13 protein-coding genes are annotated in these 15,398 nt (G+C 75.7%); 7 read left to right on the plus strand and 6 right to left on the minus strand.

Annotation, left to right across the window (positions count from 1 at the left end):
- Positions 1–10 precede the first annotated feature (10 nt).
- The 3 genes from ACH4SE_RS21615 to ACH4SE_RS21625 all read left to right on the plus strand — a co-directional run bounded on the left by ACH4SE_RS21615 (position 11) and on the right by ACH4SE_RS21625 (position 4,214).
- Positions 11–757 (plus strand): N-acetylmannosamine-6-phosphate 2-epimerase, encoded by a 747-nt coding sequence (locus ACH4SE_RS21615; protein ID WP_398545036.1) that lies wholly within the window; start codon positions 11–13, stop codon positions 755–757.
- Entirely contained in the window at positions 754–3,432 is a 2,679-nt protein-coding gene (locus tag ACH4SE_RS21620; protein WP_398545037.1) for a glycosyl hydrolase-related protein, read from the plus strand. Before ACH4SE_RS21615 ends, ACH4SE_RS21620 begins: the two co-directional genes overlap by 4 nt.
- A 119-nt stretch (positions 3,433–3,551) precedes the next feature.
- A complete protein-coding gene (locus tag ACH4SE_RS21625; protein ID WP_398545038.1) occupies positions 3,552–4,214 on the plus strand; it encodes a hypothetical protein in 663 nt (220 codons plus the stop codon).
- Between the two features lie 213 nt (positions 4,215–4,427).
- Here the strand turns inward: ACH4SE_RS21625 and ACH4SE_RS21630 are convergent, their stop codons facing one another.
- Positions 4,428–5,897, minus strand: coding sequence for an MFS transporter (locus ACH4SE_RS21630; protein WP_398545039.1), 1,470 nt, complete (start codon positions 5,895–5,897; stop codon positions 4,428–4,430).
- A gap of 153 nt (positions 5,898–6,050) precedes the next feature.
- Here ACH4SE_RS21630 and ACH4SE_RS21635 point away from each other — a divergent pair, with 153 nt between their 5' ends.
- A complete protein-coding gene (locus ACH4SE_RS21635; protein ID WP_398545040.1) occupies positions 6,051–6,617 on the plus strand; it encodes a TetR/AcrR family transcriptional regulator in 567 nt (188 codons plus the stop codon).
- A gap of 204 nt (positions 6,618–6,821) precedes the next feature.
- On the opposite strand, the gene ACH4SE_RS21640 is transcribed toward ACH4SE_RS21635, so the two are convergent.
- Both ACH4SE_RS21640 and ACH4SE_RS21645 read right to left on the minus strand, forming a co-directional pair.
- On the minus strand, positions 6,822–7,538 hold the full coding sequence (locus ACH4SE_RS21640) for a G1 family glutamic endopeptidase (protein WP_398545041.1): 717 nt from the start codon (positions 7,536–7,538) through the stop codon (positions 6,822–6,824).
- 309 nt (positions 7,539–7,847) lie between these two features.
- Positions 7,848–8,150, minus strand: a complete 303-nt coding sequence (locus ACH4SE_RS21645; protein ID WP_398545042.1) for a Smr/MutS family protein — start codon at positions 8,148–8,150, stop codon at positions 7,848–7,850.
- A 161-nt stretch (positions 8,151–8,311) separates the two neighbouring features.
- On the opposite strand from ACH4SE_RS21645, the gene ACH4SE_RS21650 reads away from it, so the two are divergent.
- Positions 8,312–8,464 carry an SflA family class IV lanthipeptide gene (locus ACH4SE_RS21650; RefSeq protein WP_398545043.1) on the plus strand — a complete coding sequence of 51 codons (153 nt, stop codon included), beginning with the start codon at positions 8,312–8,314 and terminating at the stop codon, positions 8,462–8,464.
- Between the two features lie 7 nt (positions 8,465–8,471).
- Complete coding sequence (gene lanL, locus ACH4SE_RS21655) at positions 8,472–11,126, plus strand: class IV lanthionine synthetase LanL (RefSeq protein ID WP_398545044.1); 2,655 nt, start codon at positions 8,472–8,474, stop codon at positions 11,124–11,126.
- A 441-nt stretch (positions 11,127–11,567) separates the two neighbouring features.
- Here the strand turns inward: lanL and ACH4SE_RS21660 are convergent, their stop codons facing one another.
- Positions 11,568–12,449 (minus strand): LysR family transcriptional regulator, encoded by an 882-nt coding sequence (locus ACH4SE_RS21660; protein ID WP_398545045.1) that lies wholly within the window; start codon positions 12,447–12,449, stop codon positions 11,568–11,570.
- A gap of 92 nt (positions 12,450–12,541) precedes the next feature.
- On the minus strand, positions 12,542–13,399 hold the full coding sequence (locus tag ACH4SE_RS21665) for an NAD-dependent epimerase/dehydratase family protein (protein ID WP_398545046.1): 858 nt from the start codon (positions 13,397–13,399) through the stop codon (positions 12,542–12,544).
- 253 nt (positions 13,400–13,652) lie between these two features.
- On the opposite strand from ACH4SE_RS21665, the gene ACH4SE_RS21670 reads away from it, so the two are divergent.
- Entirely contained in the window at positions 13,653–14,393 is a 741-nt protein-coding gene (locus ACH4SE_RS21670) for a class I SAM-dependent methyltransferase (protein WP_398545047.1), read from the plus strand.
- A gap of 40 nt (positions 14,394–14,433) precedes the next feature.
- Here ACH4SE_RS21670 and ACH4SE_RS21675 read toward each other — a convergent pair whose 3' ends face one another.
- A complete protein-coding gene (locus ACH4SE_RS21675) occupies positions 14,434–15,279 on the minus strand; it encodes an MOSC domain-containing protein (protein WP_398545048.1) in 846 nt (281 codons plus the stop codon).
- Positions 15,280–15,398: the final 119 nt, after the last annotated feature.

Genomic DNA, 15,398 nt, shown 5'->3' on the forward strand with positions numbered 1-15,398 from the left:
AAGGCAATCTGTGCACCCCAACGAAGGATCACCGCCCCACCTCCCGGTCCCGGACCGCAAGTCCCTGGTGCCGGGTCTCGCCGGCAGGCTGGTGGTGTCCTGCCAGGCCCTGCCCGGTGAGCCGCTGCACGGCCCGGTCCACATGTCGGCCATGGCCCGGTCCGCGGTCATGGGCGGTGCGGCGGCCGTGCGCGTGAACGGCCCCGAGGACGTGGCCGCGGTGCGCGGTGCGGTGCGCGTGCCGGTCATCGGCCTGTGGAAGGACGGCGAGGAGGGCGTCTACATCACCCCGACGCTGCGCCACGCCCTGGCCGTCGCCGAGGCCGGTGCCGACATCGTCGCGCTGGACGCGACCGGCCGCCCGCGCGGCGACGGCCTGGACATCGCAGCCACGTTCGCGGCACTGCACGCCGCCGGGGTGCTGGTCATGGCGGACGTCTCGACCCTGGACGAGGGGCTGGCGGCGGCCGCGGCGGGCGCCGACCTGGTGGCGACGACGCTGTCCGGCTACACCGGGACGGGCGCGCCCCGCTCCGCGGCCGCCGGACCGGACCTGGACCTCGTCGCGTCGCTGGCGGCGCGGACCGGCACACCGGTGGCCGCCGAGGGCCGCATCACCACCCCCGAACAGGCCGCCGCCGTCCTCGCGGCCGGCGCCCACTGCGTCGTCGTCGGCGGCGCCATCACCCGACCCGCGGACCTGACCCGGCGGTTCGTCACCGCGCTGACCGCCCCTCGCACGGAGAGCCCCGCATGAGCACCACCGACACCCGCCCCGGCGCCGAGCACGCCGGCGCACCCGCCGTCACCTGCCACGTCCTCACCCATGTGCACTGGGACCGCGAGTGGTACCGCCCCTTCGAGGCGTTCCGCGCCCGGCTGGCCGAACTCGCCGAGCGGGTCTGCGACGAACTCGACGACGGCCGCATGGCGTCCTTCCACCTCGACGGACAGACCATCGTGCTGTCCGACGTGCAGGCGCTGCGCCCCGACCTCGCGGCACGGCTGCGCGCCCACGCCCGCGCCGGCCGGCTCACGCTCGGCCCCTGGCACGTCCTGGCCGACAACCAGCTGGTCTCGGGCGAGAACCTCATCCGCAACCTGCTCACCGCCCGCCGCTGGGGGGCGACGGCCGCGGGCCTGTCGTCCGTCGGCTACTGCCCCGACACCTTCGGCCACCCCGCCGACCTGCCGCGCATCCTCACCGGCTTCGGCATGGACACCGCCCTGGTGTGGCGCGGCGCGCCCGACGGCACGGCCCGCTTCCGGTGGCGCTCCCCCGACGGGTCGGAGGTCTTCGCCGTGAACCAGGGCTACCACGCGGCCGAGGTCCTGTGGCCGGAGCCGGACGGCGCGCAGGGCCGCGTTCTGCGCCTCAGGGAGTTCGCGCGCACCGAACGCGCCCGGCTTCCCGGGGGGCCGTGGCTGCTGATGAACGGCGGCGACCACCTGGCGCCGTCCGACCCGGTCGGCGCGCTGCGGGACCTCGCCGGGGTGGCGGCGGACGAGCGGATGACGCTGCGGCACAGCACCCTGGAGGAGTTCTTCGCCGCCGCGCGGGCCGGCGGCGAGGACGGCCTGCCGCTGGTCGAGGGCGCGCTGCGGCACCGGCCCGGCCGGCTGACGTTCATCCTGCCGGGCACGCTCTCGGCCCGCGCCTACCTCAAGCAGGCCAACGCCGAGGCCCAGATGCTCCTGGAGCAGCGCGCCGAACCGCTGGTCGCCCTGCACGCGCCGGACGACCCCGCGCTCGCCGCCGACCTGGGCCACGCCTGGGAGCTGCTGCTGCGCAACTCCCCGCACGACTCCATCTGCGGGTGCAGCGTGGACGAGGTGCACCGGGAGAACGTCACCCGCTTCGAGCGGGTGCGGGAGGCAGCCGGCCACGTGGTGCTGCGCGCCCTGGCCGCCGCCGGCCTCGACACCCGCCAGTACGGCGCCCCCGCCGAGCGCGAACTGCGCTTCGCCGTCCTCAACCCCCGCCCGCAGGAGGCCGGCGGACCGGTCACCGTCGAGGTACTGACCGCCCCGGGGACCCATCCGGCCGCCGTGCTCGACCCGGACGGCACGGAGATCCCCTTCGAGTCGGTACCTCTCGGCCCGGAGACCGCCTTCGAGGCGGACATCGACCTCATGCCCGACTCGCGGCCGGCCCTGCGGCACCGCCTGGCACTGATCGCCCACGGCGTGCCCGCCCTCGGCCACGCCGTCCACACCGTACGGCTCGCCGACGGCCCGGCCGAGGCGGCACTGCCGCACCCCGAACCGGACGCGCGCGTCCTGCCGCTCGCCGGTGGCGCCACCCTGACCGCCGCCGACGACGCCTCGCTGACGCTGCGCCTGCCGGACGGCACCGAACTGCCGGGCCTCGGGCGGCTCGTGGACGAGGGCGACCGCGGGGACACGTACAACTTCGACCCCGTGCCGGGCGACACCCCCGTCACGGCAGTCCTGCGCTCGGTGCGCCGCCACACCTCGCCGGTACGCACGCGCCTGGAACTCGGCGCCGAACTCACGCTGCCGCGCGGACTGAACACCGGGCGCGACGCCCGCAGCACCGAGGTGGCGACCGTCCCGGTCCGCATCACCGTCACCGCCTGGCGGGACCCGGCCGCGCCCCTGGAATGGGACATCCGCTTCGACAACACCGCCGACGACCACCGGCTGCGCCTGCACTTCCCCACCCCGTCGCCCACAGGGACCTGGACCGCCGACACCCACTTCAGCCTGCTCGACCACCCCGTCGGCCCGGACATGGGCCCGCTGCCCTCCGAGCCGGCGCACGAGGCGGAGTACGGCGCGGTGCCGGTGCAGACCGTCAGCGCGCTGGGCGAGGGCGCGGGGCGGGTCGCCGTCGCCGCCGCGGGACTGCACGAGCGGACCGGGCTGGGCGCCCCGCACACCGCCACCGGCAGCGAGGAACTCGCCGTCACACTGCTGCGATCGGTCGGCTGGCTCTCCCGCTTCGACCTGGCGGCCCGTACCACGGGGGCCGGCCCGATGCTCGCGACGCCGGAGGCGCAGTGCCGCGGCCCGCAGCACTTCCGGCTGCTGGTCTGCGCCGGGCGGCAGGCCGAGGGCGACGCCGGCCTCGTCCGGCTGGCCACCGCGGTCAAGGCCCCGCTGTACGCGGTGCCGCTGCGCCCCGGCACCGCGCCCGTGCCCCGGTCGCCGCAGCCGTTCACCGTCGCCGGCGCGCCGATCACCGCGCTCAAGCCGGCGGAGGACGGGCAGGGCCTGATCCTGCGCGTCTCCAACCCGACCCGCGAGGCGGTCACCGTACGCCTGGCGCTCGCGCCCGGCACGACGGCCCGGCCCGTACGGCTCGACGAGTCCGCCCTCCCCCACGCCGAGCCGGTGGGCTCCGAACTCCGCCTGGCGCCGTACGCTCTGGAGACCCTGCGGCTCCTTCCCCCGCCCGTCTCGGGCTGACGCCGGAGCGCCCGTGCCGGCCCCGCGGGCGCTGGGGGGAAGGCCGCGGAGAACCGCCGGTGCCCGCCGTCCCGGCAGACGGCGGGCACCGGACACCGTGACCGTCCCGGAGGAGACACATGCAGCGCCACGAGGAGGAAGCCGAGGCCCTGGAACTCCCGGCACGGCTGCGGCACGTCTACTGGATCGGCGGCGGGAGCGGGGCGGGCAAGTCCACCGTCGCCCGGCGGCTCGCCTCCCGCTTCGGCATGCGCCTCTACGCGACCGACGACGTGATGCGGGATCACGCGGGAAGGACCACTCCCGGTGAAGCCCCGCTCCTGCACGCCTTCATGGCGATGGACATGGACGAGCGCTGGGTGAACCGCTCCCCGGAGGTCATGCTCGAGACGTTCCACTGGTTCCGGGGCGAGGGCTTCGGCCTGATCGTCGAGGACCTGCTGCGGATGCCCGGGGACCGGGGCGTGATCGTCGAGGGCTTCCGGCTGCTCCCCCGCCTCGTGAAGCCCCTGCTCGCCGTTCCCGGGCACGCCGTCTGGCTCCTCCCCACACCGGACTTCCGCCGGGCCGCCGTCCGGAGCCGGTCCGCGCCGTCGGACGGCTTCGTACGGCGGACCAGCGATCCGGCGACGGCAGCCCGCAATCTCGCCGAACGCGACCGGATGTTCACCGAGCGCCTGGCGGGGGAGACAGAGCTCCTGCGCCTGCCCACCGTGAGGGTCGACACCACCGTGTCCGAGGACGCACTCTGCGCACGGGTGGCCGCGGCCTTCGGCCTCTGACCCGGCCGGGCGCGACCGGGCGGCCGGAACGGCCGTCGGGGGGGCGCCGAGGTTCCGTCCGGCGCGCCCACGTGGTTGCGCGGCCGGTCCGCGGTGCGCCGCCGCCCTCGGCCGGCGGGGACGTCACCGGCGGCACGGGCACACCACGCGCCGGTGCCCGGGCCGTGGGCGGTGCCCGCCGGGCCGGCGGGGACACCTCGCGGACGGTGGGCGTCAACGGCTGTTCACGGGGACCTCGTTCGGGGTGCCGAGCGTGTCTGCACCGGTGGAACGCGGCGGCGCCGCCGGGCCCTGCGCGGGCTCGGACCTCGCCAGCCACAGGCCGGTGAAGGCGGCAGCGGCCAAGGTGACGGCGCCGGCCACGGTGAAGGCGCTGGTGATGCCGGTCTCGAAGGAGGAGCCGCCGGACTGCCGGGTGCGGACGACGGCTCCGAGCACCGCCACACCGAGCACCGCGCCGATCTGGCGGGTGGTGCTGCTGATGCCGGAGGCGAGGCCGCCCTCCTGCGGGCTGACGGCCTGGATGGCGGCGCCGGTCAGGGGGGACAGGGCCAGGGCGAAGCCCGCGCCGGCGACCACCAGCCGCCACCACACGTTCCCGTAGCCGGTGTCGGCGTGCACCGCGCCCAGGGTGAGCAGCCCCAGGCCGGCGAGGGCCAGGCCGGTGGTGGTCACGATGCGGAAGCCGTAGCGGGCGGCGAGCCGGCCCGCGTACGGGCTGACGGCCACCATGGCGAGGGAGGTGGGGAGGGTCTGCAGGCCGGCGCGCAGGATCGAGCTGCCCTGGACGTAGACGAAGAACTGGGAGAAGAAGAACGACGAGCCCATGAGGGCGAACCCCACCACGGTCATGGCGGTGTTGGACACGGTGAACAGCCGCTGACGGAACAGCCGCAGCGGCAGCATCGGCGCGGAGCGGCGCGCTTCGACGGTGACGAAGGCGGCGAACAGGGCCGCTGCGGCGGTGAAGCCTCCCAGGATGAGCGGTGAGGTCCAGCCGCGGGCGCCGCCCTCGATCAGCCCGTAGGTCAGCGCCCCCACCGCCAGGACGGACAGCACCGTCCCCGGGACGTCGATCGCGGGGGCTTCCGGGTTGCGGGACTCCTCGAGGTGGCGCAGGCCGGCCAGCAGCAGGACGACGCCGACGGGCACGTTGACCAGGAAGATGGCGGGCCAGCCGAAGGCGTCGGTCAGCACGCCGCCCGCCACGGGGCCGGCGGCCAGGCCGATCCCGCTGAGCCCGGCCCACAGCCCGATCGCCCTGATGCGTTCCTGCGGTACGGGGTGGGCCGCGGCCAGCAGCGCCAGCGAGGCGGGGCTGAGCGCCGCGGCCCCGATCCCCTGCACCGCCCGTCCCGCGACCAGCCATCCGGCCGAGGGCGCGAGGCTGCACAGCGCGGACGCGGCGGTGAACACCACCACGCCGGCCAGGTACACCCGCTTGCGTCCGAACCGGTCGGCGAAGATGCCGCCGGACAGCAGGAGCATCGCGACGAGCAGGACGTACCCGTCGACGATCCACTGGAGGCCGGTCAGCCCGGTGTGCAGCCGGTGCTGCATGTCGGGCAGCGCCGCTCCGACGATCGTGTTGTCGAGCAGGACCATGAACTGGCCCAGGCAGGTCACCGTCAGCAGCGCGGTGCGGCCCGATCGGCCGCCTGCGGTCGCATGCGATGCGGTCATGGGGATTCCCCTCCCTCGGCGGCTCACCGGGCCGCGGTCGACGCGGGGGCGGTGCACACACCTGAACCTTTAACGCAGTCGTCGACTGCGTTAGGCGACTATAGGGAGAACCGCCCCACAAACGCAAGAGCCGACTGCGTTAAGGTGGCGGACATGAACGAGCAGCAGCGGGCCCGGCGGCCCGGCGGGCGCAGCGCGCGCGTCGCCGCGGAGGTGCACCGGGCCGTCACCGACCTGATCAGCGAGCGCGGCTACGGCAACTTCACCGTCGGCGAGGTCGCGGCGCGCGCGGGCGTGGCCGACAGCAGCATCTACCGCCGGTGGGGCGGCCTGGAGACCCTGCTCACCGACGTGGCGCTCACCCGCCTCAATGCGCGGTCGCCGATGCCCGACACCGGCAGCCTGGCCGGCGACCTGCACACCTACGCGGCCACCGTGGCCCGCGAGATCACCGGACCCGACGGTCTGGCGCTGGTACGCCTGGCCGTTGCGCTGTCGGGCAACGACCGGCGGGGCCTGCAGGCGCGCGACGACCTCCGCGACGAGCGCACCCGGCAGCTGCAGTCCATGCTCGACCGCTCGCGCGAACGCGGCGAGGACGCGCCCAGCGCGCTCGACGTGCTGGACCACATCCTGGCCCCGATGTACATCCGTGTCCTGTTCGGCATGGGCCCGCTCACCCCGGAGTACGTGAAGGGGCTCGTCGACCGGCTGCTGTGACCCGGCCCGGCCCCGCCCCGGATGCCGTACGAGGACGCCGCGAGGGGCGCAGGCGCCCCGGGAACGGTGGCCGCCCGGCCCCCGCGCACCCCGACGCCTGCGCCCCACTGTCCTCGCCGTACGCACCGCCGCCCGCGCCGCCGGGGACGGCGGCGTCCGCCTCCGGCCCCGGCGGCAGGGCCCGGCGGCCCTGCGGCGGTGCGGCTACTCCCGCAGGTAGGTCTCGCTGAAGCTGGTGCCGCCGGAGCCGAGCGCACCGGTCCGGGCCTCGTACGCGCCGTTCGACGGGTCGAGCGCGACCGGCCCGAAGGAGCCGAGGGAGCTTCCGTTGACGGTGGCCGAAGTGAAGTTGAGGGTGCCGAAGTTCGGGTAGGCCCCGGTCGGCGACTCGATGATGACCTCGGCGCTGACCCGCCGGGCCGAGAGGGACTTGGTGGTGCTGTAGGTCCAGCCGCGCGTGGAGTCGGTCAGCTTGAGGGTGTAGTTGTTGCTCCCCGCGTAGGTCACCAGCGCCGTGATGTGGTCGCCCGCCGAGACCGGGTACGAACTGACGCTCAGGTAGACCGGGTTCGCCGGGTACATCTCGTACCAGGCCTGGTGCACGGGCCTGCCGCTGGAGCAGTCGGTCGCCACACCCGTCTGCTCCACGGTCGACGAGCCGTACCCGTCGATGCCGACCCAGGGGGCGTAGAGGTCGTCGGTGGAGTTGCAGGTCGCGTTCGCCTCGGTCCAGCTCGCGGAGACCGAGGTGAAGCCGCTGCCCGTGGCGGCGTAACCGCCCCAGTTGTAGCCGTTGATGTTGTAGTGCAGGGGGCGGAAGGACAGCTCCGGTGCGGCCGCCGCGCCGGCCGGCACGGCGGGAGCGGCAAGGGTGGCCGCCGTCACCGCGACAGTGGCGGCGCGGGACAGGAATCTGCGCATGCTGGCTCCTTCGTGGGGTTCAGGATGCTCAAAACGCCACCCCCCGGGGCCTCTTGGGGAACGTGGGGCGGCAGTACAGCGTCACTGACCGGCATGCACCTGTCAATACGGCACATGATCTGCGGCGCGGCACACGGAAGGCGGGCAGCACCGCTCGGCGCGGCGGGGACAGGTGGCGTCCGCCGGGGAGGGGCCGGGACGGGGCATCCGGGCGCGGCGTCACGCGGGCGGGCGGAGCCGCGGCCGCGGGGCCGGCGCCGGGGTGGGCGGGCGGCGACCGCGAGGGGGGGCGCGGGAAGCCGCTCGCCGTCAGCGCAGGTGGACCAGGATCCGCCCGGGGTTGTCCGGGTCGACCTCGACGCGGGCGTAGAGCTTCTTCAGGTGCGCCTGCGCCAGCGTGGTCAGCACCCGCTGCCTGAGCGCGCCCGTCCCCTTCCCCGGGATGACCTGCAGCACGTCGACCCCGGTGGCGGCAGCCCTGAAGAGCGCCTGCCGCAGCGCGACGTCGAGGTCGCGGTTGTTGCGGAAGATCGGATGCAGATCCAGCGTGATCAGGGTGACCGCCTCCCACGGGTAGCCGTACGGACGCAGCGTACGGCAGGCGCCGCTCACCGGAACCCGGCCCGTGCCCGGCGGCGGCCGCCGCTTCCGGGACGGCCGGTTCGCGCTCCTTGCCCGCACGCGCCGCCGTGGCGAAACTGGCAGGAACATGACGACCCGTTGCGGACGGGCCGTCCCGTCCTTCTCGTGACGAAAGGACCACCATGAGCCCTGTGGCGCTGCACGTTCGCGACGCCGGCCCGCTGGACGTGGCCGTGGAGGAAGAAGAGATCCCCTTCGAGGACCAGGCCGACCCCGGCCGCGGTGTCGAGGCCTGCCTGCCCGAGCCCTTCCCGACCGCGACGACCCGCCTCGGCTGCGAATAGTCCCGGCATGACGGCCGGGACATCCCCGGCGGACGCGGGCGGGCCCGGGGCGCACGCCCCGGGGACGTCCGCGTCCGGCTCCCGGGAGGACGCCGGCTCCGGCTTCCCGGAGCGGCTCGCGGCGCTGCTCACCGGCAGCGGCCGGCGGCTCGTCCGCGACGGCCCGTGGCTCTGCCTGTTCGGCGGCGGCGACGGGCAACTCCCCGACCACGGCTGGAAGCTGCACGTCTCCGCCCGGGCGGGCGACCTCTCCCGGATCGCGGAGCTGGTCGTCCCGGTGCTGCTGCGGTACGCCTGCGACGCCAAGTTCGTTGCCGATGCCGGGGAGTTACGGGCGATGAACAGCGGAGAGCGGGATCCGGCGCTGGTCGGGAAGGCGGTCACCGTCTACCCGCGCCCGGCGGACGTGACGGCGCTGGGCGGCGAGCTCGCCGAGCTGCTGGCGGGCCGGCCGGCGCCCCGGGTGCTCAGCGACCGGCGGATCCGCCCCGACTCCCCCGTCTCCTACCGCTACGGCCCTTTCCGCACCACAGGCGCCGACGGCGCCGCGCTCACCATGACCGGCCCCGGCGGGGTGACCTTCCCCGGCCGCGCGGGCACCCGTTACCGCCGGCCGCCGTGGGCCACGGACCCGTTCCGGGCGGAGCCGCCGCGGCCGTCCCCCGCGGCCCGGCTGCTCGGCGGTCGCTACCGGCTCACGTCGGGCATCGCCCGCTCCCCGCACGGCGACGTCTACCGGGCCGTGGACACCGTCACCGGCGAGCCGGTGATCGTCAAACAGGCCAGGGCGTTCGCGGGCGAGGACGCCGACGGTGTCGACGCCCGCGGCCGGCTGCGGCACGAGCACGCCGTCCTCCTGACCCTGACCGGCCTGGACGGGGTACCCGCCGTCCGCGACCACTTCGGGCACGGCGGCGACGAGTACCTGGTCACCACCGACCGCGGCCCCCTCGACCTGCGCCGTGACGTGCTCGCCCACGGGCCGTACGAGCCCACGGATGCGCTGCCGGACGGCGGTGCCGCGACGGGCCGCGGAATCACCGCACTGGCCCGCCGCCTGCTCGCGGTGCTCGACGGTGTCCACGCCCGTGGCGTCGTGGTGGGCGACCTCAAGCCGTCCAACGTGGTGCTCGGCACGGACGGTGCGGTGTCCCTGGTGGACTTCGGGATCAGCGCGCTGCACGGCGAGCGGCCGGCCGGCGCGACGCCCGGCTACTCGATGCCGGCCCACCGCGCCGGGGGGCCGCCCCGGCCCGCCGACGACCACTACGCGCTCGGCGCGACGCTGCACTTCGCGCTGACCGGCATGGATCCGGTGGTGGTCGACCGGGACGACGCCGTCAACCGCGAACGCACCCTGGCCTGCCTGGCCGGTGCGCTCCCGGGCGCCGCGCACCGGCCGGCGCGTGAACTCGTCGCGGGGCTGACGGACCCCGACACCGTGCGGCGCACCGCCTGGGCACGGCGCCGGGGCGCACCTGAGCCGCCCGCCGCCGCCGGGCACACGCTCCCGGCCCCGCCGCGGATCACCCCCGGCCTGCTGGACGACCTGATCGCGCACACCGTCGAGACCTGCGTGGCCGCCGCCGCGGACCTTCCCGCCGCGGCGCGCTCCCGGGACGGTCGGCAGGGCTCCGGGACGACGCTCTACGACGGCGCGGCCGGCCTGGGCCTTGAGCTGCTCCACCACACCGGACATCCGGGCGTGCCGGAGGCGGTGGCGGAGCTGGCCCGCCGGACCGCCGGCGACCCGGACCTGCCGAAGCTGCCCGCCGGGCTGCACGTCGGCCGTACCGGCGTCGACCTCTTCCTCGAATCGGCCGCCGCGACGGCCGGCAGGAGCGCGGCCTTCGCAGCCCCGCGCGGGCAGCGCCCGTACGACAGCACCGGGGACCAGATCAGCGGCGCCGCGGGCACAGGGACCGGGCTGCTCGCACTGGCCCGACGCTCCTACGCCGCAGGGCGGGTCGCGGAGGGCGACGCGCGGACGGCCGCGGCGGGCGAGTGCGTACGGGCGCTGCCGGCAGCCCGGGGCCGGCAGGAGCGCGCCGTGCCGCCGGACTGCGCGGCGTCGTCCGAGGCGGCGTTCGCCTTCGGCTTCGCCCACGGCTCGGCGGGCGCCGTGCATTTCCTGTACGGCTACCACCGCCGCACCGGTGACCGGGCCGCCGGCGCCGCCGCCCGCCGCGGGCTCGACGAACTGGCCGCGCACACCCCGCGGTTGCTGGAACTGGCGGCCCGCCCCGAGGCGCACCGGCGGTACGGGTCCTGGTGCCGCGGGCTGGCCGGAATCGGAACGGTGCTGATCGAGGCGGGCGAGCACCACGCCGACCCGCTCCTGACCGGCCTGGGGGTGCGGTGTGCCCGGGCGTGCCACGCCCTGGCGCCCCGGATGAGCCCGGTGTCCCAGTGCTGCGGGCTGGCCGGTGTCGGTGAGCTGCTCGTCGACGCGGCGGCCGCGACCGGCGACGGCCGGCTGCACCGCGCCGCCGAGGAGGTGGCGGGGCTGATCCTGGCCCGCAGCGGCGGCACCCCGCGGCGTCCGGTCTTCCCCGACAACACGCTGACCGCGTCGGGACCGGGCTGGGCGACGGGCAGCGCGGGCGTGCTGTCCTTCCTGCGCCGGCTGCGCGACCACGGTGGCCCGCGGCTGTGGACCTAGGGCGTGTCCGCAAAGTCCCGCCTGGCACACGGCGCCTGGCACGCACGCTCGCTACGTTGTCGGGCTCGTCCGAGTAGGCCCACTACGAGGACGACCCTCCGCCTTGCGATCGCACGCACCAGACACCGTCTGCCCCGCCCTCCGGGCGGACGACGGGACTTTGCGGACACGCCCTAGCCGCCTCCGTCACACCGGCCGCACCCGTGTCCGGCGCCGGGTGACCCCGGGACGCGCCGCCAGGGCCGGGGCCCGGCCGCGCCGGGTGGGCGGGGGCCGCGTCTGCGCCCGCGCGGACTGCGGGACCGGCCGGGCGGCGGCGGTCGCGGCTGCCCGCCGGGATGCCCCTCCGGTCCCGCCCACGGCCTGCGCCTCCCTTCGCGGCCGGGCCACCGGGGGCGCGGGCCCGCAACGGGGGGCGGCCGCCGCCCCGGGCACCCCGGATCAGTCTGCTTCCGGCGGTACCAGCAGTTCGGCGGCCTCGGCGAAGTCCGTGGTCAGGGACGAGCTGCGGCCGGCGCTCCAGGCCAGGCAGACCCGGCCGGGCGCGATGTCCGTGACCGGACGGACCACCACGTCGGCGCGGGTGTAGAAGCCGGCGGTGGACAGCGGGATGACGCAGACGCCCGCCCCCGCCGCGACCAGTTCGAGCTTCTCCTCCACACTGTGGATCGGCGGCACCCCGGCGCGTCCGCCCTCGCGCAGCTCCACGGCCACGTCCCGCCACTCCGGTACCGCGTCGGGGTCCTGCAGCAGATGCTCCCCGGCCAGGTCGGCGACGGCGACGGCCGGCCTCCGGGCCAGCGGGTGGTCCGCGGGGAGCGCAACGACGCGCGGCTCGCTGAACAGCGGCCGGACCCGCAGACCCCGCTGGTCCAGGGGGAGGCGGACGATGCCGACGTCCGCACGGCCGTCGTGCAGGACCTCCGCCTGGTCGTGCCAGCCCGTCCGCAGCAGCCGGATCTCCAGACCGGGGTGGCGTCCGGTCATCGCCCGCACCGCCGGGGTCACGGTGATGCCCGGCATGAAGCCGATGGTGAAGGTGGGGGTGTCCGCGGCGGCGGCGACGGCCGCGCGGGCAACCGCCGCGGAGGCCGCCAGCAGCCGCGGGGCGTCCTGCAGCAGCTGCGCCCCGGCCGCCGTCAGCTCCGTCCCGCGCCGGTCCCGGCGGAAGAGCCGCACGCCCAGGTCGTCCTCCAGGGCCCGCATCTGCCGGGAGAGGGCCGGCTGGGCGATGTGCAGCCGCCCGGCGGCCCGCCCGAAGTGCAGTTCCTCGGCCACCGCCACGAAGTAGCGCAGTCTGCGCAGGTCCAGGTCCTGGTCCATGCCGGGGCCCCTCCGTTCCGTCCCGTCGCCGTGGCGGGCTGTGTTCTCCGTACCCGTCCTCCGTGGCGCTGCCACGGAGGACGGGACTCCGTTCACCCCCTGGCCAGCACGCCCGTGGGATCGGTGAAGGCCGGGGCCCAGCCGAGTTCGTCACGGGCGCGCTGCGGGGTGAGCTGCTGGTCCAGGGCGAAGGCGTCGGCGATCGGGCCCATGTCCGCACGTGCCTGCTCCAGCGTGAGGGACACGGTCCGGCCGTCCAGCCCCGCACCGTGGCTCAGCGCCTCCGCGACCTCCCGCGCGGTGGGGTTGCTTCCGCCCACTCCCGCGTAGACCGAACCGGGGCGGGCCCGCAGGGCCGCCACGTAGAGTCCGGCCAGGTCCTCGACGTGGACCAGGGCCCAGTGCTGCGTGCCGTCGCCGATGTAGGCGACGGCACCGGCCTCCAGGGCCGGCCGGACGAAGAAGATGTCGATGAGCCCGTTGCCGTCGCCGTACAGCAGGCCGGGGCGGATGACGACGGGCCGGCCGCCGCGGGAGGCACGTGCCAGGACGGCGTCCTCGACGGGGCGGCGCCAGGCGACCAGGGCCGGCGGGTCCCAGGGGGCGTCCTCGCCGACGACGCCGTGGGTGTCGCCGTACACCCAGGTGCCGCCGGTGTGGAGGTACGGGCCCGCGCCGATGCCGTCCTGCATGGCGGTGGCCGCGGCCAGGTCCTCCTCTCCCGTGCGTGCCTGCGCGAGGTGGACGACGGCCTCGGCCTGCGCGGCCGCGTCGTTGAGGACGGCCAGGTCGTCCAGGGCGCCGCGGACGGGGGTCGCCCCGAGGGCGCGCACCGCCCGCGCCGCGTTCTCGCTGCGGGCCAGCGCGTGCACGGTGTGGCCGTGGCGGTGCAGCGCCCGCAGGACCGCTGTGCCGAGGTAACCGGAGCCGCCGGTGACGAAGACCTTCATGAGTGTGGACCTTTCCTTTTCGCCGATCACCTCCACCCTCCTGCCGGGCACCCGTGCGCGTCCAAGACCTGTGCGCGGGCCTGTGATGCCGGTACGGCATCAGACCGGCGGGCCGCCGCAGCGGGCATTGGGCGGGCTTCGCGGGCCCGTGCCGTACCGGGGCCCCGTCCTTCCGCGGCCCCGGGCGGGGCGGGGAAAGACCCGTGCCCTCCTCCTGTTGACCGCCCCCGGCAGGCGGTGCTGGAGTCGGCACGTGGACAGCATCCCCGCCAACCGGCGGCTCTGGAACCGGATCAGCAGCGCCTACCAGCACGAGCACGACCCGCAGATCGGCGCCGCGCCCCGGCTGTGGGGCATGTACTCCATCCCCGACGCGCACCTGCACGCCCTGGGAGACGTCACCGGCAAGCGCGTGCTCGAACTCGGCTGCGGCGCCGGCCAGTGGTCCAGGGCGCTCGCCGCCGAGGGCGCCGCCGTCGTCGGGCTCGACCTGTCCGAGGCCCAACTCGCCGCAGCGGCCCGCGCGAGGGGATCGGCACGCTACCCGCTCGTGCAAGGCGCCGCCGAACACCTCCCCTTCGCCGCCGACAGCTTCGACCTGGTGTTCTGCGACTTCGGCGGGCTCAGCTGGGCGCCCCCGCACCTGGCCGTCCCGCAGGCCGCACGCGTCCTGGCCCGGGGCGGGCGCCTGGTGTTCAACGTCGCCAGCCCGTGGTTCGAGGCGTGCTACGACGAAGCCGCCGGCCGCGTGACCACGACCCTGCAGCGGGACTACTTCGGTCTGGACGCCGTCGACGAAACCGACGGCGCGACCAGCTACCAGCTCACCTACGGCGGCTGGGTCAGGGTCCTGCGCGGCGCGGGTCTCGTCATCGACGACCTCGTCGAGCCGCGGCCCGGCCCCGGAACGCCCAACGGCTACAACGAGACCGACCCACCCGACTGGGCACACCGCTGGCCGGCGGAACTGCTCTGGGTGACCCACAAGCCGTGAGGTCCTCCGGCCCGCACCCGTGTCCGCCACCGCGGATCCGCTATCCACCCGCGCCGATTACCACCGCGTCGCCCACCCGGACCGCGCCGGGCTCCAGCACGTCCAGGTACACGCCGAGGCAGGACAGCCGGCCGAGGCTGAGGACCGGGACCCGGTGCTCGCGGGCCACCGCGCGCATGATGCCGGAGTCGGCGGGCAGTTCGGCGTGGCCCAGGGCCGGAACCACACAGCGGGGCGTGGGCACCGTGACCTGGAACAGGGCCTCGCCGATCCGCAGCGTCGAGCCCGGCCAGGAGTCCTCGGGGAATCCGGGCCCGCCGGCGACGTCGACCACGAGGTTCGGCCGGAAGCGACGCGCGTCGAAGTCCCCCGCGGGGTGGATCCGGCGGAGCCGCCGCAGGCTCGCTGTGGTGACGAGGTGGACTCTGCCGTAGTCGAAGAAGGTGCCGGGGGCGACTCGCCCCGAGGTGATGGTGTCTCCGGTCTCGTCCACGCGTGCCTTGTCGCGCAGGACGTCCGGGACGCCGCCGTCGTACCGGGGAACGGCGCGTTCGAGCGTGCCGTGTTCCGGCGGGGCGTCCGACACGGACACCCGCCGGCCCAGCAGGTCGGACAGGCGCGCGTCCAGTTCCGCCGACCCGGCACGCAGGACGGAGCCGTCCGGCAGCTCCACCCGGGCCGTCGCGGGGCCGGTCAGCCGGCTCCGGCAGCGCAGCAGCCGCTCCCACTTGCGCGGGTGCTTGGCACTGCCGACGGCGCCCCCCTCGTCGAGCACCGCGAACACCCGGTCTCCGGACAGCCCCTCCTCCGTGACCCGCACGGACGTCAGTGCCTCGCCGAGCATGGATTTCACCGGATACCGGTGCAACGCTGCCACTGTTCCCATCGACCGATTATGCGATCTTGCTCCTTCGGCTGATCCACCGCATGAGCACCTCCGGTGGTGACGCATCGCGTTACCGGCGAAGAGATCGCCGCGGCGGAGCGGCCACGGGGGCGGTTCCC

The organism is Streptomyces sp. NPDC020983, from assembly GCF_044333485.1.
Classification (GTDB): Bacteria; Actinomycetota; Actinomycetes; order Streptomycetales; family Streptomycetaceae; genus Actinacidiphila.